Below are 23,593 nucleotides of genomic sequence, written 5' to 3' on the forward strand. Positions count from 1 at the left end.
AAATTTTGGATCAATTAATCACATGAAAAGGAGAAAGGAAATGAAAATAGTCGGAATTACAGGAAGCACTTCAGAACGATCAACGAATCGGAAGTTACTTCAATTCATGAAAAAACATTTTTCAAAAAATATCCAAATGGAAATTTTTGATATTAAAGGATTTCCCGCATTTAATGAACCAGAAGAGCGGATAGCACCTATGGAAATCCGAGAACTATCAGATAAAATCGAAGCAGCAGATGGGGTGATTATTAGTACTCCTGAATACGATCATTCTGTTCCAGCGGCTTTAAAAAGTTTGATTGAATGGCTATCTTATACTACAAAACCTCTAGTTGATAAACCAGTAATGATTACAGGGGCCTCACATGGTTCGTTAGGTTCTTCCCGAGCACAAGCTCATCTTCGCCAAATTTTAGATGCACCAGAAGTAAAGGCTAGAATCATGCCCAGCGCTGAATTTTTATTAGGGCAGTCCTTACAGGCTTTTGATGAAGAAGGGAATTTAAACGACAAAGAAAAAATTGCGGAGTTAGAAGATTGCTTTACCGAATTCCTTTTATTTGTCGAAATGACTCGTCATCTTCTTAAAGAGCGATCGACTAGAAAAAAGGATGTAAATTCATTTTCGTGGAAAAACATATAAAAAGGAAAGGACAATGACAAAATGGAATTGATTGGAATTGTTGGAACAAACGCTGAAAAATCGAATAATCGACAACTATTACAGTTTATACAAAAACAATTTTCTGAGATAGCAACGATCGAAATCTTGGAGATAAAAAATGTACCTATGTTTGATGAAATAGATGATCAGACAAATAGCAAAGTGATTCAAACGCTAATGAAGAAAGTCGAAAAGGCAGATGGTGTGATTATTTCTACACCAGAGCATAATCATTCTATCCCCTCTGCTTTAAAAAGTCTTTTAGAATGGTTCTCCTATAAAATCCACCCGCTAGATGGGAAACCAGTCATGATTGTAGGAGCTTCTTATGATGTACAGGGATCTTCTCGCGCCCAACTTCATTTACGACAAATTTTGGATGCCCCCGGGGTTAATGCAACAGTGATGCCTGGAAACGAATTTCTACTAGGTAAAGCTCATGAGGCTTTTGATCAGAATGGAAATTTAAAAGATGAAGGAACGCGTGAATTTTTAGAAAGTTGTTTTAGAAAATTTATACGTTTTACTGAAGTAGCAAATATTTTAAATATTCCAGAAGAAATTTCTTATCAAGCTGGGACCTATCAGGTCACCACTCCTGGACATAATGGTGACTTACCAATGTCTGTTACAGTCAGCAATGATCGTATTGAAGCAATTGATATCGACAACTCAGGGGAATCAGCTGGAATTGCGGATGTTGTATTTACGCGTATCCCAGAAGAAATTATTGAGGGGCAGACGTTGAATGTCGATGCCATTTCTGGAGCCTCTGTTACAAGTAAAGGAGTAATAGATGGAGTTGCTAAAGCGGTAAAACTCGCCGGTGCCAATCCAGATATTTTGAAAAAGCGTCCTCAAGCTTTTAGTGCAATGGATACAGAAGATAAGGAGTATACAACAGATGTCGTCGTTATTGGAGGGGGCGGTGCAGGGTTAAGCGCTGCTGTTAGCGTCTTACAAGAGTCGCGAGAAGTTCTTTTGGTGGAAAAAGCAGCTTCTATTGGAGGAAATACGGTTCGTGCAGGAGGGCCAATGAATGCAGCAAAGCCTGAATGGCAAAAGACATTTGCCGCCTTACCAGGGGAAAGGAGTACCCTTGAAGAGATCCTTCAAATGGAGGACAAAGAAATTGACACTGAATATCAAGAAGATTTTTGCTTGCTAAAACAGGAAATTACGGATTACTTAACAAAAACAGAAGGAGAAAAAGAATTTTTATTTGATTCACCAGTTTGGCATCGTATCCAAACTTATCTAGGAGGTAAAAGAACAGATCTAAATGGTACTACTATTTATGGAGATTACGATTTAGTGAAAACTTTAACGGACCAAGCTTTGGAATCTGTCGAATGGTTAGAAGATATTGGCGTTGAATTTGATAAGGACCAAGTAGACATGCCTGTTGGTGCAAAATGGCGTCGTGGTCATAAACCATTAAAGAGCGTGGGCTATGCTTATATTGAAACACTAAAAAATTATATTGAAGAAAACGATGGAAAAATCATTACCGATACAGCTGTCAAAGAACTTCTTTTTGACAAAGGAAATGTTGTAGGTGTGGTTGGACGAGGTCGTAAAGGACAAAAAATCACAATTCACGCAAAAGCGGTTATTTTAACAACGGGTGGTTTTGGGGCAAATACGCAAATGTTGAAAAAATATAACACCTATTGGTCACAAATTGATGATGATATCAAAACATCCAATGCGCCTTCCATTACAGGAGATGGTATTCTACTTGGACAAAGTGCAAATGCTGGCTTAACTGGAATGGGCTTTTCTCAAATGATGCCTGTCTCCGATCCTAATACAGGAGCATTGTTTAGTGGATTACAGGTTCCACCAGCCAATTTTGTAATGGTAAACCAACAAGGCAAGCGTTTTGTTAATGAGTATGAAAGCCGAGATGTACTGTCAAATGCAGCTATTAACAACGGCGGCTTGTTCTACTTGATTGCTGATGAAGAAATTAAAAAGACAGCCTACAATACTTCACAAGAAAAAATTGACCAGCAAGTTGCTGAAGGAACGCTTTTTAAAGGAGATACTATTGAAGATTTAGCGCTACAAATCAATATCGAACCAGAAATTTTAACAAAAACGATTGAAGAATATAATTCCTATGTTGATCGAGGAAAAGATCTAGCCTTTGGTAAAAATGTTTTTGATTTAAAGGTGGAAAAAGCACCGTTTTATGCTACGCCGAGAAAACCTGCTATTCATCATACAATGGGTGGTTTAAAAATTGACACTTCTACTCATGTATTAACAAAAGAAGGAAATATTATCGCTGGGTTATATGCTGCCGGTGAGGTTGCGGGAGGAATTCACGCTGGGAACCGCTTAGGTGGGAATTCACTAGCAGATATTTTTACCTTTGGACGAATTGCTGGAAAAATATCGGTAAAAGAAACCTTGTAGAAATTTACTATTGGTTTTTTTAAATATATGAAAATAGGTGGAGGAATCAAATGGAAAAAACAATCAATCGATGGCAGATACTCGTAGCGTCTACTGCTGTTTTATTATGCACAGGAGCAATTTACGCTTTTAGTGTTTTTGCTGGACCTTTGAGCCAAGTAAAAGGTTGGTCAATGGAAGAAATTATGTTGGCTTTTACGATCAATGCAGCTGTAGGACCAATCACAATGGTTTTAGGTGGCTTTTTAACAGATAAAGGATTAGCAAAGTGGGTTATTGCGGTAGGGGGAGTCGCTTTTTCGCTAGGTTTTTTCTTAACCGGACTTGCGCAATCTCCGCTGATGCTTTATTTAACTTATGGTGTTCTTTCGGGGCTTGGTCAGGGTTTTGCTTATTCAAGTTGTTTAAGTAATACCATTCGTCTATTTCCAGATAAACGTGGCTTGGCTTCTGGATTAATTACGGCTGGCATGGGTGGCGCGGCAATTATTGCAGCTCCGATTGCGACTGCTTTAATTGAATCAAAAGATGTGATGTTTGCATTTAAAATGATGGGAATTACCTATCTTATTGTAGTATTAATTGCCAGTTTTTTCATAAAAAGGGCTCCTGAAAATTACAAACCAGAAGGATGGAGCGCCAAAAATCCTAGAACAACGAGAAATGCGTATGATAAAAATTGGCAAGAAATGCTGCGAACAAGGGAATTTTATTTGATTATTATCATGCTACTCGTGGGTTCTTTCTCGGGGCTCATGATTGCTTCAAACGCGGCAGTTATCGGTCAACAAATGTTTCATTTAACTATGCGTACGGCAGCCTTTTATGTAAGCTTGTATTCATTATGTAATTGTTTAGGACGTGTTGTTTGGGGAACGATATCTGACGTTTTAGGACGTGCTAAAACTTTATTAGTCATTTATACAGTTGTCAGTCTCTCTTTACTTGTGTTGACGTTTTTTTCCTCTGGCGGGGCATTTGCTGTAGGAATTATTGGGTTAGGATTATGTTTTGGCGGAGTAATGGGTGTTTTTCCGTCTATTGTTATGGAAAATTATGGTCCGATGAACCAAGGAACGAATTACGGGATCGTTTTTATAGGCTACTCAACAGCAGCATTTTTTGGTCCTAGAGTTGCTTCAGCCATTGCAGAAAATAATCAAGGGAACTTTACAAATGCCTTTTACGTAGCGATTGTGTTGGCTATAATAGGCCTGATCTTGGATTTTATATATATATACAAATGAAAAATAAAGCAATTTAAAAAAGTTTCAAATGAATCAAAAGATACCAAATGAAAACATTGTTTTGTGACAACCTTCATAAGTTAGACTTAAGAAGCTAACTTTTGGAGATTTAGCTTTGTTGTTTTTGTATTTTGATTATTTAATTTATTTTATTCAGTGAATTATTAAAAGGTCATAATAGTAAATTAAGAAAGGGACGCTGAAAAATTCTTCAACGTCCCTTTTCTTATACCGAAACAACTTGATTTTAGCGGAATATGATAAGAATTTCAACTACAAGAGAAATGATTGTCAAAGTTTAAAAATAGAGGAGAAAATTACCTTCATAACTATTTTTTTATTCAAAAATGAAAACAGCTAATTTTGCGTATATATAGTAGAGGAAGCCAAGCAGATTAACTCTAGAAAGGGACAAAATTAGGAGAATCTCGAAAAAAATAATATTGGGAAAAAATTACCGCTAACGAAGTCGATTTATATTTTATAATTATTGCAAATTTAAAAACCGAATAATGGGTTCTCAGAAATTCCTTTTGAGAGGCTTTCGTATTGACCCATCATATAAAAAGGGGTAGGATATTTTTCATAGAGAAGAAATGAAGAGGTGTGAAAATGAAAAAAGGTTTTTCTGTGCAAACGATCGTTGCCATTGGGATTGGTTCGGCTTTGTTTGTTATTTTAGGACGCTTTGTAACCATTCCATCCGGAATTCCGAATACAAATATCGAGACAACCTATCCTTTTTTATCCCTAATGGGAGCCCTATACGGACCGCTACCAGCCGCTTTAATTGGATTAATCGGACATACGCTTAAAGACTTAACTTATGGCTTTCCTTGGTGGACATGGATTGTTTGTTCTGGTCTTATTGGAGCCGTCTATGGTTGGGCTACGCGTAAAGTTGACCTTAAAAGTGGCGAATTTACTAAAAAAGCAATCATTTATTTTAATGTTGTACAAGTCATCGGTCATGCTGTTGTCTGGGGATTGATTGCTCCTACACTAGATGTCTTAGTTTATAGTGAGGCAGCTTCTAAAGTTTATGTGCAAGGATTATCTTCAACTTTGCTAAATTCCATTGCCGTAGGAGTTATCGGAACACTTTTGATGAAAGCTTATGCTTCCACTCAAACCAAAAAAGGAAGTTTGAAAAAAGATTAGTTTTTTTGAAGATAAGGGGTTATTGGGGAGCCTTATCTTCTTTTTCTTTGTAAAAATGAAGTAGAAACAAACATGTAGGAGAGTACGTATGAACAAACTTGTTGTTGAATTTCAAAATTTTTCTTTTCAATACAATAGTCAATCTGAGCCGACTTTAAAGAATCTCAACCTAAAGATTAATGAGGGAGAAAAAGTGCTGGTTGTGGGACCTTCTGGCAGTGGTAAATCCACTTTTGCTCATTGTATCAATGGATTGATTCCTTATAAGTACGAAGGAGAGATTACTGGAAGCGCAAAGATTAAGGGGAAGGATCTACAAGAGACTTCAATTTTTGATTTGTCATTTGAAACAGGAACAGTCTTGCAGGATACAGATGGGCAGTTTATTGGATTGACGGTTGCCGAAGATATTGCCTTTGCTTTAGAAAATGACGCGGTAGAACAACAGAAAATGCAAGAAAAGGTTGCACAATGGGCGCAAACGGTTGGAATCGATCAGCATTTGACTAAACGACCACAAGATCTTTCAGGAGGGCAAAAGCAGCGCGTTTCTATGGCAGGGGTATTGATTAATGAATCGCCGATCTTACTTTTTGATGAACCCTTGGCAAACCTTGACCCCGCTACGGGAAAAGAGGCAATTGGCCTGATTGACGAAATCCATGAACGTAGCCAAACAACAGTGATTATCATTGAGCACCGCTTGGAGGATGCTTTAGCTAAACCTGTGGACCGCATTATTGTTTTTAATGATGGGGAAATAGTGGCTGATCAAACGCCCGATGCTTTGTTGCGTACAGATCTGTTAGCTGCTAATGGAATACGAGAACCTTTATACTTAACGGCAATGAAGTACGCGGGTGTTGATTCTTCACACTTATCCTATCTTAATGAACTTTCACCTGCCATTAAACAAAAGGTCATCGATTGGCAAGCAGGTTTGCCGGAAAAGAATAATAATACTTCCCGCCCGCCTATTTTTACTATGGACCAAGTGTCTTTTAAGTATCGTAAACAAGATCCCTATATATTAAACCATCTTTCACTAACTTTGCATCAAGGCGAAAAGGTGAGTGTTGTCGGAAAAAATGGGGCGGGAAAGTCAACTTTATTCAAAGCGATTTGCGGATTTATTCAGCCTTCTGGACAAATGAAGTGGGGCAATCAGTCCCTTGACCATGAAACAATCAAAGAACGGGCCGATAAAATTGGCTATGTCATGCAAAACCCCAATCAAATGATTTCGCAAAAGATGATTTACGATGAAGTAGCCTTGGGGCTAGTCCTTAGAGGAGAAGAACCTGAACAAATCAAAGAGAAAGTTTTTCATGTCCTAAAAATTTGTGGTCTGTATCCTTTTCGTAACTGGCCGATTGCTGCGTTAAGTTACGGACAAAAAAAGCGCGTGACGATTGCGGCGATTCTTGTTTTAGAACCAGAGATGCTGGTGTTAGATGAACCAACGGCTGGTCAAGACTTTAAACACTATTCAGAAATGATGACCTTTATTGAAGAATTAAACCAATTGGGAAAAACAATTGTGATGATTACCCACGACATGCACTTAATGTTGGAATATAGTAATCGTGCCTTAGTAATAAGTGATGGTAAACTCTTGGCTGACACGGATCCTATTGACGTTTTAACCGATGAGAAGTTGATTGAGCAGGCTTCGTTAAAAGAAACCAGTTTATTTACTTTAGCAAAACAACTGGAGCTAGAAAATCCAACGAACTTTATACGTAAATTTATCCAATATGATCGTGAGGTGCGCAGCTAATGCAAGAACAGCAGATACTAGGCTTTCATCCAGGGAATACTATTTTGCATCGTATCAATGCAACGGCGAAAATGATTTTCTTGTTACTAGCAACGGTAGCCTCTATGACAACCTATGATACTCGTTATTTAATTTTGTTTAGTCTAGGTTCACTTGCTTTATTTAAAGTAGGAAATATCCGATGGTACCAAATTTCTTTTGTTATGAAATTCATCTTATTTTTTTCAATATTAAATGTTATCGCGGTGTATTTGTTTGAACCTGAATATGGTGTTACCCTGTATGGGACACGACATGTTCTTTTTGCTGGATGGGGCCGTTTTACCTTTACTCAAGAAGAATTATTTTATCTGTTTAACTTAGCATTAAAATATTTTTGTACAATTCCTTTAGCCATTGCTTTTTTATTAACCACAAATCCTAGTAGCTTTGCTTCAAGTCTGAACCGAATCGGTATTAGTTATAAAGTGAGTTACGCAGTCGCTCTGGCTTTGCGTTATATCCCAGACGTCCAAGAAGACTTTTTTAGTATTTCGCGAGCTCAACAAGCACGAGGATTTGAAATGTCTAAAAAAGGAAAGCTATCTCAACGATTAAAAGGGATGGCCCAGATATTATTGCCCTTGATTTTTTCTAGTTTAGATCGGATTGATACCATTAGTACTTCAATGGAGCTGCGTCGTTTTGGACAAAAGAAAAACCGGACATGGTATGTAGCAGAGCCATTTACAGCAAAGGATTATATGGTCATTGCTTTTGGAATAATATTATTTTTAATTACCCTTGTTTTATTCCAAATTAATGGTGGAAGATTTTATAATCCTTTTTAGAAATGATAAAAAAGTGTTCGTGTTGGTATAAGCCACTTGTTTATATCAATGCGAATTTTTATGTTAAAAAATATAACATGTACCTTACAAGACAATTGACATTTAAAAAAGTTTCCATTACACTAACAAATAATAGCTTGAATTTTCTAAAAATTCAGAACAAGGAGTTGGTCAAATTGGAGTATTTTTTAAAAAAGAAGATTTATTTGTCATTAGTTGCTTGTAGTTTTATTTTAGCAGGGTGCCAATCTGGCTCGCAAGAAAATACAGAGGCTGAAAACCAAGAATTCTCTATGGCTTTTTCGGGGGAAATGGGAAGTGCAGATTTATCATTAGCGACCGATTCATATAGTTTTACGACCTTAAATAACGCTTATGAAGGTTTGTATCGTTTAGATGAAAATAACGAACCTGTTCTTGCAGGGGCCAGTGAAGAAGCAGAGGTTAGCGAGGACGGTTTGATTTATAACATCAATCTAAGAGAAGATGCTCAATGGTCGAATGGTGATCCAGTGACAGCTGAAGATTATGTGTATAGTTGGCAACGGACAGTAGACCCTGACACGGCTTCCAGTTATGCTTATATGTTAGCTCCTGTAGAAAATGCAGAAAAAATCAGTGATGGAGATTTAGAACCGAGTGAGCTTGGAATTCAAGCAAATAGTGAATATGAACTAGAAATTCATTTGGAGGAACCAACCCCTTATTTCTTATCTTTGCTTGCCTTTCCTACATTTTTCCCACAAAATGAATCTGTAGTAGAAGAATATGGAGATGAATATGCTCTAACTAGTGAAAATGCGGTTTATAACGGTCCGTTTTTATTAACCAACTTTGATGGCTCAGGTGCAGATACTTCTTGGAATTTAGAGAAGAATCCAGATTATTGGGACGCTGATGAAGTCAATTTGGACACCATTAATTTCGAAGTTGTCGCAGAAACGTCGACCGCTTATAATCTTTTTGAAGATGGGCAAATGGATGATGTGACTTTAAGCGGTGAACTAGCGTTGCAAAATGTGAATCATGAGGCTTACGTCGTCGAAGAAAGTGCCATGACTCAGTATTTAGAATTGAACCAAGAAGCAGAAGATTCTCCGTTTAGAAATAAAAACTTGAGAGAAGCGATTTCCTTGTTGATAGATCGGGAACATATTGTCGATTCAATCTTAGGCAATGGCTCACTAGCTGCTAAAGGATTTGTTCCGAGCGATCTGTCTTCTAATCCAGAAACAGATGTCGACTTTGTAGAAGATGCAGATACAACGCTTAAGACTGATGTAGACCAGGCGCAAGAAAGTTGGGAAACGGCTAAATCTGAGCTAGGGGTTGATGAGCTGTCCATTGAATTATTGACTTCTGATACAGATGAGTCAAAACAACTGGCAGAATATATGCAAGGTGTATTAGAAGAAAATCTTGAGGGAATAAGTATAGAAATTACCAATGTGCCACTCAATGTGCGGTTGGATCGGTCTGACAGTGGAGACTTTGAAATGGTTATGAATAATTGGATCGGTGATTATCCTGATCCAATGGGCTTTTTAGAACTTCTTACTTCAGATAGTTCCTATAACCGCGGTAGCTGGGAAAATGAAGAGTACGACCAACTAATTGAGGCAGCAAATAACCAAGATGTTAATGATCCTGCGGCTCGTTGGCAAGATATGATCGAAGCTGAGCGAGTGTTAAATGAGGATTTAGGAGTGATTCCGATATACCAAGGAGCGGATGCTCATCTACGTTCGCCAGATATAAATGGTTTGATCACTCATCCAGTGGGCGCTCAATTTGATTTTAAAACAGCATCTATGGAATAAAAAATAAATTTAAGTTAAAGTAAAAGCGACTTGATGGAAGAGTTCATTCTTAATAACCTTCAAAGTCGCTTTTTAGGAGTAAAAAATGAAAGGACTGGTTACGTGAAGAAAGTTGTTACCTCTGGCTCAACTTTTTTATGGAAAGAGCCTAAGGAAAATGAAGTATTATTAAAAATAGAGAACAAATCTAAAGAAAAGCTGCACACTTTTCTAACAAGTGAAGATACCATGACTCTGTTTGAAGAACGACTGGTAGATTCTGAAGTTACCTACGGAACAGTTGTAGAAGTTTTGTCAGAAGAAAATGGCTGGTCGTATGTCATTATTTTAGACCAGGCAAGCGATAAGAACCCTAAAGGATATCCAGGATATATCCCGACAGAATATTTAAGTGCTATGCCTGAAGGTTATAAAAGAAAAGAGCAAGTGGCAGTGATTGCACCTACGACAGAATTACATTTTAAAGACACAACGCGTCCTCTTGCTTTCGGGACGGTTTTAGAATTGGTAGAGGAAACAACAGCGGATTATTTAGTCAACTCACCTAATGGAGAAGCCTATCTTGCAAAAGAAGCAGCGCAAAAAACAGGGATTTATTCTGGACGTCCTCTTGCCGATGGAATGGTTGATTTGGCGGAACAATTTTTGGGACTTCCTTATGTTTGGGCTGGGACAAGCGGTTGTGGATTTGATTGTTCGGGTTTCATGTATAGTCTACATCGTGTGAATGGTATATTCATCCCAAGAGATACACCAGAACAAGCAGCCGCTGGAAAACATCTAGCTTATAAAGACGCAAAACCGGGGGACTTATTACTTTTTGCTTATGAAAAGGGTAAAGGCGAAATCCATCATGTAGGTATGTATGTGGGAAATGATGAAATGATTCATTCTCATACACCCGGTTCCAAAGTAATGAAATCAAAGATTAGTGGTTCGAAATATGAAGAAGAACTGATTGTGGTTTCTCGCTATTGGGAATAAAAAACGGTCTAAAAAAATTTGATTGATTTTTAATTATCTTTATTATTGGAGGCACATCAGTGAAGTTGCCCCCAATAGATAAAATATTGGAGGCACATCAGTAGAGTTACCCCCAATAGATAAAATATTGGAGGCACATCAGTAGAGTTACCACCAATAGATAAAATATTGGAGGTACATCAGCAGAGTTGCCCCCAATAGTTAAAGCGATTGGAGGCACATCAATAGAGTTACCCCCAATAGATAAAATATTGGAGGCACATCAGTAGAGTTGCCACCAATAGATAAAATATTGGAGGCACATCAATAGAGTTACCACCAATAGATAAAATATTGGAGGCACATCAGCAGAGTTGCCACCAATTGCTTAAAAAAGTTGCGACATTATTTTTAAAACAAAAAGGAGAAAAAATGAAACTATTTATTTCAGCAGATATTGAAGGTGTGGCTGGTATTAGTCAATGGAATGAAACAGAACAAGGTCCCTGGTATGATTATTTTTGCCAGGAAATGAGTAGTGAAGTGGCGGCTGCTTGTGAAGGTGCGATTCAGGCAGGAGTAGAAAATATTTTTGTTAAAGATGGACATCATACAGCTTGTAATATTCTCCCGCATTTACTACCCAAAGAAGCAGTTTTAAATCGTGGATGGAGTGGTGATGGATTTGGTATGATGTCAGGCATCCAAAATAATGTGGATGTAGTTGCAATGGTAGGTTATCATTCCGCTTCATTTTCTGATCAAAATCCGCTTTCTCATACAAGTGAAAATTATATTCGAAACTTTGAAATTAATGGAAAACGAGCAAGCGAATTTATGATTAACCGTTATACTTGTGCAATGCTGGGGATTCCAGTCGTTTTTGTCAGTGGCGATGAAGGTATTTGTGAGGAAGTGCGTCAAACAGATAAAAAAATCGAAACCTTTGCGACACTCCAAGGCTGGGGCGATTCGACGATTGGTTTACACCCGGAAGTAGCGCAAAATGGGATTTTTCAAGGGATGAAACAAGCAATACAAGCAAAAAATTATCAAGTTCCTGACCTTCCGCAAACTTTTGATATTCGTATTACTTATCAAGAAAGAAATCGTGCGAGAAAAGCGAGTCTTTACCCAGAAGCAAAGCTGTTAAATCCTTATACTGTACAGTTTGAAACCAGGGAATATTTCGATTTTCTGCGCTTTTACAGTTTTGTTGGATAAATAGAGATGGAGTAAGAGTATGAAAAAAGGAAGAAAAAATTCAATCACAGATGTTGCTGGAATTACTGTAGGACATCAAACGATAAAAAATGAAGAATTTCAAACTGGTGTGACAGCTATTTTCCCTCACCAGGGCCAGCTATTTAAAGAAAAATTAGCAGCGGCTGTGCATGTTGCCAATGGGTTTGGTAAAAGTGTTGGTTTACTTCAAGTAGAAGAGCTAGGAATGTTAGAAACGCCCATTTTATTAACTAATACATTTGCTGTTGGAACTGCGATGAATGCACTTTTTCGTTATTCGATCAATAGAAATAAAGAAATCGGTGATTCAGCAGGAACGGTTAATCCTTTGGTTTTTGAATGTAATGACGGTGAAATTAACAATATTCGTGGGATGGCCATTACAGAAAAAGATGTGGAAATAGCGATGCAATCCGCCAAAAGTGACTTTGAAGAAGGCGCAGTGGGAGCAGGAACCGGTATGCGTTGTTATCAATTAAAAGGAGGCATAGGCTCTGCCTCAAGAATCTTAACCTTTAACGGAAAAGAATATACTCTTGGCTGTCTTGTACTTACAAATTACGGTCAACTAAAAGACTTAGAGCTAGCTGGATATCCAATTGGAGTAGATATCGCTGAATACTATAAGAAGAGCGCCGTAAAAGAAAAAGGCAGTGTGATAACAATTCTAGCCACTGACATTCCTTTGAGTAGTCGACAGTTAAAGCGTATCTCTAAAAGAGCAACGGTTGGCATTACTAAAACGGGTGCTTTTGTCGGCAGTGATAGTGGTGAAATAACTTTAGCATTTTCGACACATCAAAAGGTGCCATCGTCTTCGGATGCAGTCTCTTCTTACCAAATCTTAAATGAAGAGCATATAGATGAGCTATTTAGAGCAGTTACTGATATGGTAAATGAAGCAGTTTTACATTCGTTAATAAAAAGCAGAGCAACTACAACTAAAAATGGACAAATTGTTCATAACCTGCAGCAATGTTTGCAAGAGCTCCAAAAAATAACTTTGGATAAAAAATACCAAGAAGTTTTAGACTACTTACAGTACTACTAAGAATATCAAGTATTTTTATATAAAATACTATGGTAGAAGAACGGGGACGTACTAGCTTAAATGGAAATGCGATCACAAGAATGAACTGAGGTATTCGTGTAGAGGAAATGGAAGAACCACTGTTGCAAAAATACGGTACGTAGACAAGACAGTTGATGAATTGACAAAAGAAAAGCCGTTAGAAAAATTACGCGATAAGATAAGGAAAGCCTGTGACCTCATTTGGGTTACAGGTTATTTTATTGGCTTAATACTTTTTTTGTAAGCGTTAATAAAAGTTCACTAATAATAATGAACGAACTTGTCATATTCGCATTATAAAAATTATGGTAAGTTACATTTATAGAGAAAGCGCTAACTCTAAAGGAGAATCATAGTCATGCATGATATCAATAAGAGACAAAAAAAGTTATTAGAACTACTTTTGGAAAGTCAAGATTTTAAACCAGTTAAATATTACGCCGAATTATTGGCAGTTTCGGTACGTACGTTATATAAGGATTTAAATCAATTAGAAACTTTATTACCGCAAAACGTGGCAGTGTTGAAAAAAGTACCAAGAAGAGGGGTCTTTTTAGAAAGTTGCCTTGCTTTCCATGAAGTTTTAAAGCAAGTCATCCCTAAGAATATAATGCTTAATCAATCTCCCTTTTTCCGACAAATTACGATTGCACGTCAGTTATTGGTAGAAACTAAGAGGATTACTTATCAAGAGCTTTCTGAAAAATTTTTGGTAAGTAAGACCTCAATATCCAATGATATTGAGCAAGTTCAACAGGTAACGAAAAATAGCAATATAGAGATTCACTCGGATCATAATGGCACCAAAGTTGTGGGAAAAGAATCGGATATTCAAAAGGCAATGAAAGATTACGTCTACTTTATTGTGAGCAGGATTGACAATACTAGCAATTTCCGTATGCAATTTCCTCTAGAAGTTGATTATTTTTTAATGGGGAATCGCGTAATCCAACGGGTGTTAAACATTGTGCAAGATGACCATAGCAGTACGATTAACCAATTGTCTGATAACTATTTCCAATCATTAGTTTTATCGATTAGTGTTTTGTTAGTCCGAGTGCAACAAGATTTCCATATAGAAAAGAAAAACTATTTGTTATCTGAAAACATTGCATCATTATCCACCTATTTTTTGACAAAAGGTTTAGTTGAAAGGCTTCAAGTGTTAGAAAATATTGCATTGAATAGAAATGATTTTGATTATCTAAATAAACAGCTAATTGCTCATGGTCTTGAACCTAATTTGGAAGAGTTAGGTGTTAAGGTTAGATATGAAAATATCGTAAAAGAAATTATTTTGGAAATGAGCAAGTCGTTAAAAATTGATCTAACAGATGACGAAAAATTATTTACAAACATACTTTATCATTTATTATCGATGATTTACCGCTTGAAAATGGATATGCCGGTAAAGAATCCATTATTAGAAGAAATTAAAAACAATTATTCTATTTTGTATAGTACTACTTGGTTTGTGCTATCAAAATTTGAAACAAAACTGTCTATCCAATTTAATGAAGATGAGATTGCTTTTTTAGCTATTCATTTTCAAGGGGCTGTAGATCGTTCTTCTGAAAGTCATCGAATTTTACTTGTGTGTCCTACGGGAATAGGTACCTCAGAATTGATTGCCAATCGTTTAAAAAAAGTCCTTTTTCCTCATGATACATTGGAGATTGTGTCTATTCGCACGTTGTATCAGAGTGATTTAAGCAAAGTTGATATGATCATTTCTTCGGTTAATCTTGAAAGGTTAACGACTCCTGTAGTACAAGTTTCTCCGTTAATGAACCGAGAGGATTTGAAAAAAGTTTTATCAATCTATTTAGATCTATTCTACGATGAGACAGAGAGTCCCTTGAATTTGCGATTTGATCACCTTTCTTCTATTGTGGATCATCGTTTGATCTTTCTAAACGAAAAATATGCTACAAAAAAAGATTGTATTGAAAAAATGGCAAAAGAATTGTCAGCTCTAAAAGCAGTCACTCCTAGTTTTTCGGAGGCTGTTTGGCAAAGAGAAAAAATCGGAGTGACAGATTTGCCAACAGGCGTGGCAATCCCTCATCCCCCAGCTGATGTTGTTACTGAAAGTAAGCTAGTCATTATGACGTTAGACAAGCCGATTCGTTGGCATTCCAGGTTGGTTCGTACAATTTTGATGATCTGTATAGCTGAAAAGGATTTTTCCAGAGTGAAAGGAATTTTGTCTGATATTTATAAAATTGTGGAATCTGAGAAAAATATTGAAGGATTATTTTTCTCAAAAACAAAACCAGAGATCATCAATGCGTTAGGAGGGAAGGAATGTGATTGATGAAAGATTAATCATCTTAGATTCATCTTTAAGTAGCAAATCAGAGGTACTTCATTATTTAGCAGAACAAACGAAAGGGGTTGGGTATCTAGGTAATGTTGAAAGGTACCTAATGACCGTTAACGAGCGAGAAAAAGAGTTTTCCACGGCGATTGGTCATAGTGTCAGTATCCCTCATGGGAAGTCACAAGAAGTTTTGCAACCATTTATTTGTTTTATAAGAACATTACAGAAAATCCCGTGGGATCAAATAGAAAACGAAGTGGATCTGATTTTCTTATTAGGAATACCAGAAAAACAAAAAGGAACATTACATTTAAAAATACTAGCAGAAATTAGTAAAAAGCTACTAGATGAGAGTTTTAGAGAGCAATTAGCTGTAGGAAATAAAGAAACTATTTTAAAGCAACTTTATCAAATAGAAAATAATGTTATTAATCATTAGGAGGAATTTATCATGAAAATTGTGGGAGTATCCGCTTGCCCAACAGGAGTTGCACACACGTATATGGCTCAAGAAGCTCTAGAAAAAGAAGGAAGAAAAAGAGGGCATGAGATCAAAATTGAAACGCAAGGCAGCATTGGGATTGAAAACGAGGTATCAGAAGAAGAAGCCGAAGAAGCGGATGTGGTTATTTTGGCCGTAACTGTGATGATTGAAGAGGAAGAAAGATTTGAAGACAAATTAACTGTTCATGCGGATGTTAACGATGCAGTTTCGCATCCAGATAAAGTGTTAGACGAAGCAGAGAAATTAGTTAACGGTTAACTAGGGTAGATGGAGGCAGAAAAATGAAAATGAAACCAACTTTAAAAGAGATACAAAAGTCTTTTCTAAGCGGTGTATCTTTTATGATGCCAGCCGTTGTTGCTGGAGGTATCATGCTGGCGATTTCATTAGCTACTGGAGATACAAGTGAAGGCGAAGTAGAGGTAACCAATGAGTTTATGCAAAGCATCAATCTGCTAGGTACCTCTGCATTTGCCATGATGATCCCGATACTTGGTGGTTATATATCCTATTCAATTGCTGGAAAACCTGGATTAGTTCCAGGAATGGTCCTAGGCTATTTAGCTAATAATCCGGTTACCGTTGAGCAACAAGAAGTTGAGTCAGGATTTTTGGGTGCAATGTTATTAGGCGTTTGCGCAGGTTATCTTGTTAAATGGATGAAAAAATGGAAAGTCAGTAAAACAATAAAAACGATTTTGCCTATTTTAATTATCCCTACGGTGGCTGTTTTCGTATTAGGAATCTTTTATATTTACGTTGTAGCAACTCCATTAGGTTTTCTAATGAATGGCTTGACCAATATTATGAGAGATTTGAGTGGCAGCAGTGCTATTTTGCTTGCAATTTTTATTGGATTATTTGGTGAAATTGATATGGGAGGGCCAGTCACTAAATCCGTTTCTATGTTTACTTTAGCATTAATGAATGAAGGCGTTTACGCGCCTAATGGGATGTTTCGTATAGCTGTAGCAATACCTCCAATCGGGATATTTTTAGCGACACGTTTTTTTAAGACTAAATTTAATGATGGCGATCGGGATGCTTCTTTGGCAGCAGGAATTATGGGTTGCATTGGAATAACAGAAGGCGCCATTCCTTTTGCAGTCAGTGATCTTAAAAGAGTGCTTCCTTCGACAATGATAGGAACGGCTGTTGGCTGCGTTATTGGTGCCATTGGAAATGTTCAATGTTATGTCCCTCACGGCGGTTTTATTGTACTGCCGGTTGTTGAAAATAAACTGTGGTTTATTGCTGCTATTATTATAGGATCGGTTGTTACCGCCTGCATTTTGGGGATACTAAAACCGAAATTGGAAGATGTCAAATAAATATTGACGATTAAAAAATGGAGGAACGAATGATAAATTTAGCAAAAGAATACATCGAAAAAAATAAAATTATTGCAATTGTTCGTGGAACTTACGGGGAAAATTTAGTTAACTTAGTTTCTGCTTTAGAAGAAGGCGGCGTTAAATTGGTTGAAGTTACATTTGATCAAAGTGACCCAGAATGTTTAATGAAAACTTCAGAAGCGATTACTACATTGGTAGAAAAGTTTACAGGGAAAATGAAAATTGGCGCAGGTACAGTATTAAATGAAGAACAAGTGGAGACAGCTTATCATGCTGGGGCTGAATACATTATTTCGCCAAATACTAACCAGCAAGTAATCAAAAAAACTAAAGAGCTAAAACTTGTTTCCATTCCAGGGGCGCTAACACCTAGTGAGATCCTGGAGGCACATGAGACGGGAGCTGATTTTGTCAAGATTTTTCCAGCAGGAGCTCATAACTTAAAATATATTAAAGATATCAGAGGACCCATCAACCACGTAAAAATTTTGGCAACAGCTGGAGTAACTCCAGATAACTTAGAAGATTACTTAAACGTCGGTTTTTCCGGAGCAGGGATTAGTGGTTACTTAACAGATCAAAAATTAATTGCAGCAGGACAATTTGATGTGCTAACTGAACATGCTAAAGAGATGATGGCTATTGCTAATGGTATTGATGACAAAATAAACTGACTGGATTCAATAAGTAAAACACATTTCTTCTGTAATGAGTACAGAAGAAATGTGTTTGCAATTTGCATCAAAACTCAGTTGTTATTGTAATATTATCGCCTTCTTTAATTTCAGGAAGCTGTTTATTCTCAACATAAATAGTGCCAGGTAACATTTCTTCTGGAGTATTATTTGTGTTGACGGTAACATGTCCAAGATTTTTTAAGTTTTCTTGAACGATTTTTCCTACTGCTACTATTTTGAAGCCGATCTCTCCGATGTTCAAAATCTGTCCTGCTTGGATATTTGCCATAAGGTTATTCCCGCTAGTTAACACAGAATAGTTTTTAATTTCTGACATAACGTCTTTACTTGAAAATAAGATAAGTAAACCTTCATTAAAAAACTTTCCGGAAAATGGACCTACCTTGTCTACTTTTGTTTGAAATACTATCGTCATCGTTATTCTCCTTTAAAAGTTAGTTTATGACATAAATTTATTTTACCTCTACTTCAGTGTTAAAATCTGTTTGTGTGTTTATTTTTTCTGGGGTTACACGTTTTTTCAGCCACTTGTCAAAGTAAGATAACATAAATGGAACAACTATCATAGTAATAATACTTGCGGTAGCCGCTTGAGCGGTAGCAGAATCAGCAAATGGTGCTAAAGAGGGGTCCGCAGCAGCAACAATAGCAGGTGTCAACGCTGAATTAGCAGCAACTGTTCCCAAAAGTACACCAAGTGGTGTTTTCTTTTTCAAAAAAAGGTTGTATAAGAAGAAGTATACTACTCCTAATACTAATGCAATAACGCTTAGTATAATTCCTTGCATACCAGCAGTTACAATTGTTGAAAGACTTGAACCTGCACCAATTGAAAATGACATAAAAATAATAACAAAAGGATTTGCTTTATTACATAATTCTCTAAAATTACTGTCAAAATTCCCCCATACTGCACCTATAAGTAATGGAATCAACATTCCAACGATTTGTTGCCAAGGAATATTAGCCAAACCAGTTGCTCCCATAGCTAGCATGGTGATAAAGGGTCCATCTTTCAAACAAAACACTGAGATAGCTCCGGTATCACTTGCATTTCCATATTCGCCTGCCATAGCGACATATAATGAGCTATTTGAACTAGTTAAAGCCGCAATAAGTACTAAAGGAGTTAACCCCATTACACCATAAGGTCCCCAAATACTGCCGACCAAAAAACCAATAGCTGTACCTACAAGAGCCTTCAATAATAATAACACTGTTCCTTTGTACAAGGGGAGTCCTACTTGTTTGAAATTTATCTGTGAACCACAACAAACGAGAAATAGTCCCATCATTGCTTGATTCCCTTCCTTTAGTAAGGCGGTAGTAGGTCCGCCAACCGCTAATAGACTCGGAAAGAAAGTATTAATTAACATTGCCACCAACATCGGTACAATGATATTACCTCCAGGTATTTTAGCTAATAATTTCATCTATATTCCCCTCTCCTGATAGTGGCATGTTTTCTTTTAGGTACTCTTCACAAATTTTATTTACAACTTGAATAGCGGTAAATAAATTACCCGTTAAACCACCTTTTCCTATGGTAAATAAGTTTTCGTAAGGTCCACCGATAATCTTTCCTAAATCTGTTTGTGGAATGACATAGTCAATTAGTTGAATACCTTTTGCACCAAGCGATTTTAAGGTGGTAACCATAGTATCTCCACCGGTAAGATATACACCGCCTATATTGTTTACATCGTTTAATGCTTTTTCAACAATGCTTGCTAAACCTAAATTAATATTTTTAGAAGCTTCACCTACTTGTAAACCTAGTTCTTCTTCTTTACTTTTTAAATCTAAAACAGGGGCCGAAGCAGCAGTTTCTATAATAACAACGTTAATAGTAGGGTCATTAAATTTGTTCTTAACAGTTTGATGAATAGTATTAATTTCTGTTTGTGTAGTTTCGCTGTTGACTAAATTACTAGGGTTAGCTGATATCATGGTAGAATTTTCGTATTTGTTTAATTCATTTAATTGATTTTTTGTATTTTCTGTGGCACTTCCAGCAACTACAAGTACCTTTGTTTGTACATCAAGAGCAATTTTTTCATTGTTACTAGGGTTTTCTTCTTTTCTTTTACCAAAACCTCTAGTGATAGCTAGTTCTTGTGTAAATGGACCAGGATCAACTGCTAAAATATTCCAGTTCAATTCATTAACAGCTTCTGCTATTTTCGTTATTTGTTCTAAATTGATTGAATCACAAAGTACAATTTTACAACCTTCAGCTTTTCGCCCTCTTAATACGTCTTTAATAGTTTCTTTCCCTGCTAATACAGTACCTAGATCTAATTCACCTATTTTATGTCTAGATTGTTTGAGTAACATTTTAGGAATGTTTGATTCGGTTACTGGGGTTAATACGTCTTTAGAAACATCGGTTTCTGATAAAGCTTGTCCTTCTATAACAGAATAACCACCTACTACAATTCGGTTAGACTGAGGCATAGCAGGAACCATTACTGCAATTGTGTCATTGGACATTTGAGAAAGCATTTCGTCAATTTCATATCCTATACCACCACGAAGTGTAGTATCTGTTCTTTTACTAAAATAAGTAACATCAGAATCTTTTAAAGCTTGAAAACATTTATAAACAGCTGCCTGTGCTTTTTCAGCTGGTAGGTGTCGACTGTCGCTAGTTAATATTATCGCTTCTTGTTCTTCTTCATGAGGCATCTCTTGACTAGAAAAATAAACAGAAGTTTTTACACCTGATCTTGCCATCAGAGTTCCTACTGTTGTACCGCCTGTTAAATCATCCGAAATAATACCAATTTTGCCCATATTAATCCTCCTTGAATTGATGAGTAGTGCTATTTATTTTCTTGCATTTGTTTCCAATAATCGGCTGCTACAACAATTTGGTTATACATACTAATATAATTAGCAGTATTTTTTCCTGCGATGTCAAAGGCTGTTCCATGGTCGACACCAGCTCTTAAGAAAGGTAGTCCCCAAGTTAAGGTAATCGTTCCTTCAAAATCCAAAGTCTTACAAGCAATATGTCCTTGATCATGATATAAAGAAAGTACAGCATCATAGGTCCCATTTTTAGCTTGGAAAAAGACAGAATCTGCAGGTACGGGTCCAACTACATTTAGCCCTTTATTTTTAGCTTCATTTACAGCAGGTTTTAATTCTTGTTCTTCTTCATAACCAAATAAACCGCCATCAGAAGCGTGTGGATTTAAAGCTGCTAGTGCAATTTTTGGACTTGTTTTCCCTAAAGTTCTGAATACGCTATCAATATTTTCCACAAATTCTACACAACGTTCTTTAGTTACGTAGTCGCAAGCTTCTCGTAAGGATATATGACGACTTAAAAAGAAAATTCTTAAATTCTGTGTATGAAACATAGTTAAAGCGTATTTTGAATCAGTGTTATTGCCAAATATTTCCGTATGCCCAGCTTCTTTGATATTATTTAATTTGATTGCTTCTTTATGAATCGGAGCAGTAGCGCAAATATCGATTATTTTTGAATTTCCAAGCTCAATTGCTTTTATGATGTTATCGTAGCTGATTTTTCCAGCGATTTTTTGTATTTCCCCATACCTAATATTTTTAAGTTCGTCTGTGCTATATTGCTTGGGCTCGATTAGATCAATGGTTCCAAATTCATATTTTCCCTTTGAGGGGTGGGAAATTACATTTAAATTAAAATCACAGTTTTTTATTTGTAATGCTTTTTCAATTATTATTTTTGGACCAATTAAAAAAGAATTTGTCTTCTCATAAGCTTCTTCTTGCATTAAAGCTTCAACACTTGTTTCTGGACCAATTCCGGCTGGGTCCCCTGTTGTTACTGCTACTATTGGCTTTATCATATTTATACTCTCCTTTTGTTATAACGCTTACAATAAATGGTAAACAAACTGAAAAAGCTTAATAACAAATAAATATAATTTAAATATTAAACTTTTTCTAAATACATAAGTAATTATACTTGTTTTTCGTTTTTTGCCAATAAATTATCATATAGTTTCGTTTTAACTTTGTTTAGATTACGTTGTAACAAAAATTGACAATTAATGATAGCGAAGATATACTACTATTGAAACAATTTAGTTAATAAATATTAAATTAGTAAGGAGAGGTAAAATGAAATTTTTTTTAGACACAGCAAACGTAGAGGAAATTAAACGAGTTAATGAGTTAGGTCTAGTAGATGGCGTAACAACTAATCCGACCTTAATTTCTAAAGAAGGAAGGCCCTTTAAAGAGGTTATCCAAGATATCGCTAATTTTATTGAAGGCCCTGTAAGTGCTGAAGTTGTCGGGTTAAAAGCTGAAGAAATGATCAAAGAAGGTCGTAATTTAGCTACTTGGGCGGAAAATGTAGTAGTAAAAATCCCTATGACAGAAGAAGGATTAAAAGCTGTTCATATATTATCGTCAGAAGGTATAAAAACGAACGTAACTTTGGTCTTTTCTGTTGCTCAAGGACTGATGGCCACGAAAGCTGGAGCTACATTTATTAGTCCTTTTGTGGGACGTTTAGACGATACAGGAAAAGATGGCTTAGAGGTAGTAGAAGATTTAAAACAAGTGATGAGTAATTACGGTTATAAGACAGAAATTATTGCTGCTAGTGTTCGACATTTACAACATCTGGAACAAATTGCTTTGTCTGGTGCTGATATTGCAACAATTCCAGGCTCTATTTTTCCTAAACTTTGGTCACATCCGTTAACTGATAAAGGAATTGAAGGATTTCTTAAAGATTGGGAAGTTTACGAACAAGCACAAAGAAATAAGTAAGTAGATTATTTTTTGGGAGGAGTAATATGAGCACTTATTCAATACAAGCTCCATTTTTCATGTTTAACCCTAAATCATATATGTATGGTGAACATCTTTATGATTTAGCAGGATATGTTGACAAATTAGCAATACAGTACAATATTGATATTTTTTTTACAGCGCCTTTTGCCGAATTAAATGCTATTAAAACAATAACGAACCGGTTAATAATTACAGCTCAACATATTGATGGTATAAAACCTGGACGAGGGATGGGGCAGGTTTTACCTGAGTCAATTTATAGCGCAGGCGCACGAGCCTGCGTTTTAAATCATGCAGAAAAACCTTTAAAGTATTTCAGTCTAGAAGAAGCGATATCAAGAGCAAAAGAATTAAAATTGATTACGATAGCTTGTGCAAGCTCTTATAATGAAGCAAAGGCTATTGCCTTACTTGGTCCAGAAGTCATTCTTTGCGAACCGACCGAATTAATAGGAACTAAAAGAGTCAGCTCAGATACATATATTAAACAAACTATAGAAGCTATTAAGTCTATAGATGAAAAAATATATGTAATGCAAGGAGCTGGAATAAGTACTAGTGAAGACATAATGCGTAACTTGCGGCTAGGTTCCGATGGTAATGGAACAACTAGTAGCGTTACAGAGGCGTTTGAGCCCAAGAAAGTTTTGAAAGATATGATTGTAACTACAGCTTCGTTTCGCTGAAAAATGGATTGATAAAGGAC

Annotated in this window: 21 protein-coding genes; 17 read left to right on the forward strand and 4 right to left on the reverse strand. The window is 36.4% G+C overall.

Features of this window, described 5'->3' with window-relative positions; genetic code table 11:
- Positions 1-40: 40 nt before the first annotated feature.
- The 15 genes from TS1_RS08310 to TS1_RS08380 all read left to right on the forward strand — a co-directional run bounded on the left by TS1_RS08310 (position 41) and on the right by TS1_RS08380 (position 18,066).
- Positions 41-646, forward strand: coding sequence for an NADPH-dependent FMN reductase (locus tag TS1_RS08310; RefSeq protein WP_083498272.1), 606 nt, complete (start codon positions 41-43; stop codon positions 644-646).
- Positions 647-667: 21 nt separating this feature from the next.
- Complete coding sequence (locus TS1_RS08315; RefSeq protein WP_068709714.1) at positions 668-3,091, forward strand: flavocytochrome c; 2,424 nt, start codon at positions 668-670, stop codon at positions 3,089-3,091.
- 50 nt (positions 3,092-3,141) lie between these two features.
- Positions 3,142-4,338, forward strand: a complete 1,197-nt coding sequence (locus tag TS1_RS08320) for an L-lactate MFS transporter (RefSeq protein ID WP_068709716.1) — start codon at positions 3,142-3,144, stop codon at positions 4,336-4,338.
- Positions 4,339-4,950: 612 nt separating this feature from the next.
- Entirely contained in the window at positions 4,951-5,499 is a 549-nt protein-coding gene (locus TS1_RS08325) for an ECF-type riboflavin transporter substrate-binding protein (RefSeq protein ID WP_068709718.1), read from the forward strand.
- 88 nt (positions 5,500-5,587) lie between these two features.
- Positions 5,588-7,279, forward strand: a complete 1,692-nt coding sequence (locus TS1_RS08330) for an ABC transporter ATP-binding protein (protein ID WP_068709720.1) — start codon at positions 5,588-5,590, stop codon at positions 7,277-7,279.
- Positions 7,279-8,109, forward strand: a complete 831-nt coding sequence (locus TS1_RS08335; RefSeq protein WP_068709722.1) for an energy-coupling factor transporter transmembrane component T family protein — start codon at positions 7,279-7,281, stop codon at positions 8,107-8,109. Before TS1_RS08330 ends, TS1_RS08335 begins: the two co-directional genes overlap by 1 nt.
- Positions 8,110-8,285: 176 nt before the next feature.
- Entirely contained in the window at positions 8,286-9,929 is a 1,644-nt protein-coding gene (locus tag TS1_RS08340) for a peptide ABC transporter substrate-binding protein (protein WP_068709724.1), read from the forward strand.
- 102 nt (positions 9,930-10,031) lie between these two features.
- Complete coding sequence (locus tag TS1_RS08345) at positions 10,032-10,913, forward strand: C40 family peptidase (RefSeq protein ID WP_068709770.1); 882 nt, start codon at positions 10,032-10,034, stop codon at positions 10,911-10,913.
- A gap of 411 nt (positions 10,914-11,324) precedes the next feature.
- On the forward strand, positions 11,325-12,116 hold the full coding sequence (locus TS1_RS08350; RefSeq protein ID WP_157061651.1) for a M55 family metallopeptidase: 792 nt from the start codon (positions 11,325-11,327) through the stop codon (positions 12,114-12,116).
- Between the two features lie 19 nt (positions 12,117-12,135).
- Positions 12,136-13,188, forward strand: a complete 1,053-nt coding sequence (locus TS1_RS08355; protein WP_068709728.1) for a DmpA family aminopeptidase — start codon at positions 12,136-12,138, stop codon at positions 13,186-13,188.
- A 379-nt stretch (positions 13,189-13,567) separates the two neighbouring features.
- Entirely contained in the window at positions 13,568-15,526 is a 1,959-nt protein-coding gene (locus TS1_RS08360; protein ID WP_068709730.1) for a BglG family transcription antiterminator, read from the forward strand.
- Positions 15,519-15,971, forward strand: coding sequence for a PTS sugar transporter subunit IIA (locus TS1_RS08365; RefSeq protein ID WP_068709731.1), 453 nt, complete (start codon positions 15,519-15,521; stop codon positions 15,969-15,971). Before TS1_RS08360 ends, TS1_RS08365 begins: the two co-directional genes overlap by 8 nt.
- 12 nt (positions 15,972-15,983) lie before the next feature.
- The gene (locus TS1_RS08370) at positions 15,984-16,295 is read left to right on the forward strand and encodes a PTS fructose transporter subunit IIB (RefSeq protein WP_068709732.1); all 312 of its coding nucleotides are present in this window, start codon (positions 15,984-15,986) and stop codon (positions 16,293-16,295) included.
- Positions 16,296-16,318: 23 nt separating this feature from the next.
- A complete protein-coding gene (locus TS1_RS08375; protein WP_068709734.1) occupies positions 16,319-17,368 on the forward strand; it encodes a PTS fructose transporter subunit IIC in 1,050 nt (349 codons plus the stop codon).
- A 29-nt stretch (positions 17,369-17,397) separates the two neighbouring features.
- Positions 17,398-18,066: a bifunctional 4-hydroxy-2-oxoglutarate aldolase/2-dehydro-3-deoxy-phosphogluconate aldolase gene (locus TS1_RS08380; protein WP_068709736.1), complete on the forward strand. Its 669-nt coding sequence runs from the start codon at positions 17,398-17,400 to the stop codon at positions 18,064-18,066.
- 67 nt (positions 18,067-18,133) lie between these two features.
- Here the strand turns inward: TS1_RS08380 and TS1_RS08385 are convergent, their stop codons facing one another.
- The 4 genes from TS1_RS08385 to pdxA are packed head-to-tail and all read right to left on the reverse strand — an operon-like array spanning position 18,134 to position 21,929.
- On the reverse strand, positions 18,134-18,505 hold the full coding sequence (locus TS1_RS08385; protein ID WP_068709737.1) for a PTS glucitol/sorbitol transporter subunit IIA: 372 nt from the start codon (positions 18,503-18,505) through the stop codon (positions 18,134-18,136).
- Positions 18,506-18,542: 37 nt separating this feature from the next.
- Positions 18,543-19,523: a 2-keto-3-deoxygluconate permease gene (locus TS1_RS08390; protein ID WP_068709739.1), complete on the reverse strand. Its 981-nt coding sequence runs from the start codon at positions 19,521-19,523 to the stop codon at positions 18,543-18,545.
- Positions 19,507-20,886, reverse strand: coding sequence for a four-carbon acid sugar kinase family protein (locus tag TS1_RS08395; protein WP_068709741.1), 1,380 nt, complete (start codon positions 20,884-20,886; stop codon positions 19,507-19,509). The genes TS1_RS08390 and TS1_RS08395 overlap by 17 nt, the downstream gene beginning before the upstream one ends.
- 29 nt (positions 20,887-20,915) lie before the next feature.
- The gene (gene pdxA / locus TS1_RS08400) at positions 20,916-21,929 is read right to left on the reverse strand and encodes a 4-hydroxythreonine-4-phosphate dehydrogenase PdxA (RefSeq protein WP_068709743.1); all 1,014 of its coding nucleotides are present in this window, start codon (positions 21,927-21,929) and stop codon (positions 20,916-20,918) included.
- A gap of 274 nt (positions 21,930-22,203) precedes the next feature.
- Here pdxA and fsa point away from each other — a divergent pair, with 274 nt between their 5' ends.
- Both fsa and TS1_RS08410 read left to right on the forward strand, forming a co-directional pair.
- Entirely contained in the window at positions 22,204-22,863 is a 660-nt protein-coding gene (gene fsa, locus TS1_RS08405) for a fructose-6-phosphate aldolase (protein WP_068709745.1), read from the forward strand.
- Positions 22,864-22,889: 26 nt separating this feature from the next.
- Positions 22,890-23,573, forward strand: coding sequence for a triose-phosphate isomerase (locus tag TS1_RS08410; protein ID WP_068709746.1), 684 nt, complete (start codon positions 22,890-22,892; stop codon positions 23,571-23,573).
- Positions 23,574-23,593 lie beyond the last annotated feature (20 nt).

The sequence above is a fragment of the Tetragenococcus solitarius NBRC 100494 genome (assembly GCF_001544195.1).
In the GTDB taxonomy this organism is placed as follows: domain Bacteria; phylum Bacillota; class Bacilli; order Lactobacillales; family Enterococcaceae; genus Tetragenococcus; species Tetragenococcus solitarius.

Excerpts from the sequence above, each read along its gene's own strand:
- TS1_RS08315 (WP_068709714.1), top strand. The coding sequence starts at position 668 with ATGGAATTGATTGGAATTGTTGGAACAAACGCTGAAAAATCGAATAAT.
- TS1_RS08385 (WP_068709737.1), bottom strand. The coding sequence starts at position 18,505 with ATGACGATAGTATTTCAAACAAAAGTAGACAAGGTAGGTCCATTTTCC.
- TS1_RS08310 (WP_083498272.1), top strand. The coding sequence starts at position 41 with ATGAAAATAGTCGGAATTACAGGAAGCACTTCAGAACGATCAACGAAT.
- TS1_RS08370 (WP_068709732.1), top strand. The coding sequence starts at position 15,984 with ATGAAAATTGTGGGAGTATCCGCTTGCCCAACAGGAGTTGCACACACG.
- TS1_RS08380 (WP_068709736.1), top strand. The coding sequence starts at position 17,398 with ATGATAAATTTAGCAAAAGAATACATCGAAAAAAATAAAATTATTGCA.
- fsa (WP_068709745.1), top strand. The coding sequence starts at position 22,204 with ATGAAATTTTTTTTAGACACAGCAAACGTAGAGGAAATTAAACGAGTT.
- TS1_RS08395 (WP_068709741.1), bottom strand. The coding sequence starts at position 20,886 with ATGGGCAAAATTGGTATTATTTCGGATGATTTAACAGGCGGTACAACA.
- TS1_RS08375 (WP_068709734.1), top strand. The coding sequence starts at position 16,319 with ATGAAAATGAAACCAACTTTAAAAGAGATACAAAAGTCTTTTCTAAGC.
- pdxA (WP_068709743.1), bottom strand. The coding sequence starts at position 21,929 with ATGATAAAGCCAATAGTAGCAGTAACAACAGGGGACCCAGCCGGAATT.
- TS1_RS08355 (WP_068709728.1), top strand. The coding sequence starts at position 12,136 with ATGAAAAAAGGAAGAAAAAATTCAATCACAGATGTTGCTGGAATTACT.
- TS1_RS08335 (WP_068709722.1), top strand. The coding sequence starts at position 7,279 with ATGCAAGAACAGCAGATACTAGGCTTTCATCCAGGGAATACTATTTTG.
- TS1_RS08410 (WP_068709746.1), top strand. The coding sequence starts at position 22,890 with ATGAGCACTTATTCAATACAAGCTCCATTTTTCATGTTTAACCCTAAA.
- TS1_RS08350 (WP_157061651.1), top strand. The coding sequence starts at position 11,325 with ATGAAACTATTTATTTCAGCAGATATTGAAGGTGTGGCTGGTATTAGT.
- TS1_RS08330 (WP_068709720.1), top strand. The coding sequence starts at position 5,588 with ATGAACAAACTTGTTGTTGAATTTCAAAATTTTTCTTTTCAATACAAT.
- TS1_RS08320 (WP_068709716.1), top strand. The coding sequence starts at position 3,142 with ATGGAAAAAACAATCAATCGATGGCAGATACTCGTAGCGTCTACTGCT.
- TS1_RS08390 (WP_068709739.1), bottom strand. The coding sequence starts at position 19,523 with ATGAAATTATTAGCTAAAATACCTGGAGGTAATATCATTGTACCGATG.
- TS1_RS08360 (WP_068709730.1), top strand. The coding sequence starts at position 13,568 with ATGCATGATATCAATAAGAGACAAAAAAAGTTATTAGAACTACTTTTG.
- TS1_RS08325 (WP_068709718.1), top strand. The coding sequence starts at position 4,951 with ATGAAAAAAGGTTTTTCTGTGCAAACGATCGTTGCCATTGGGATTGGT.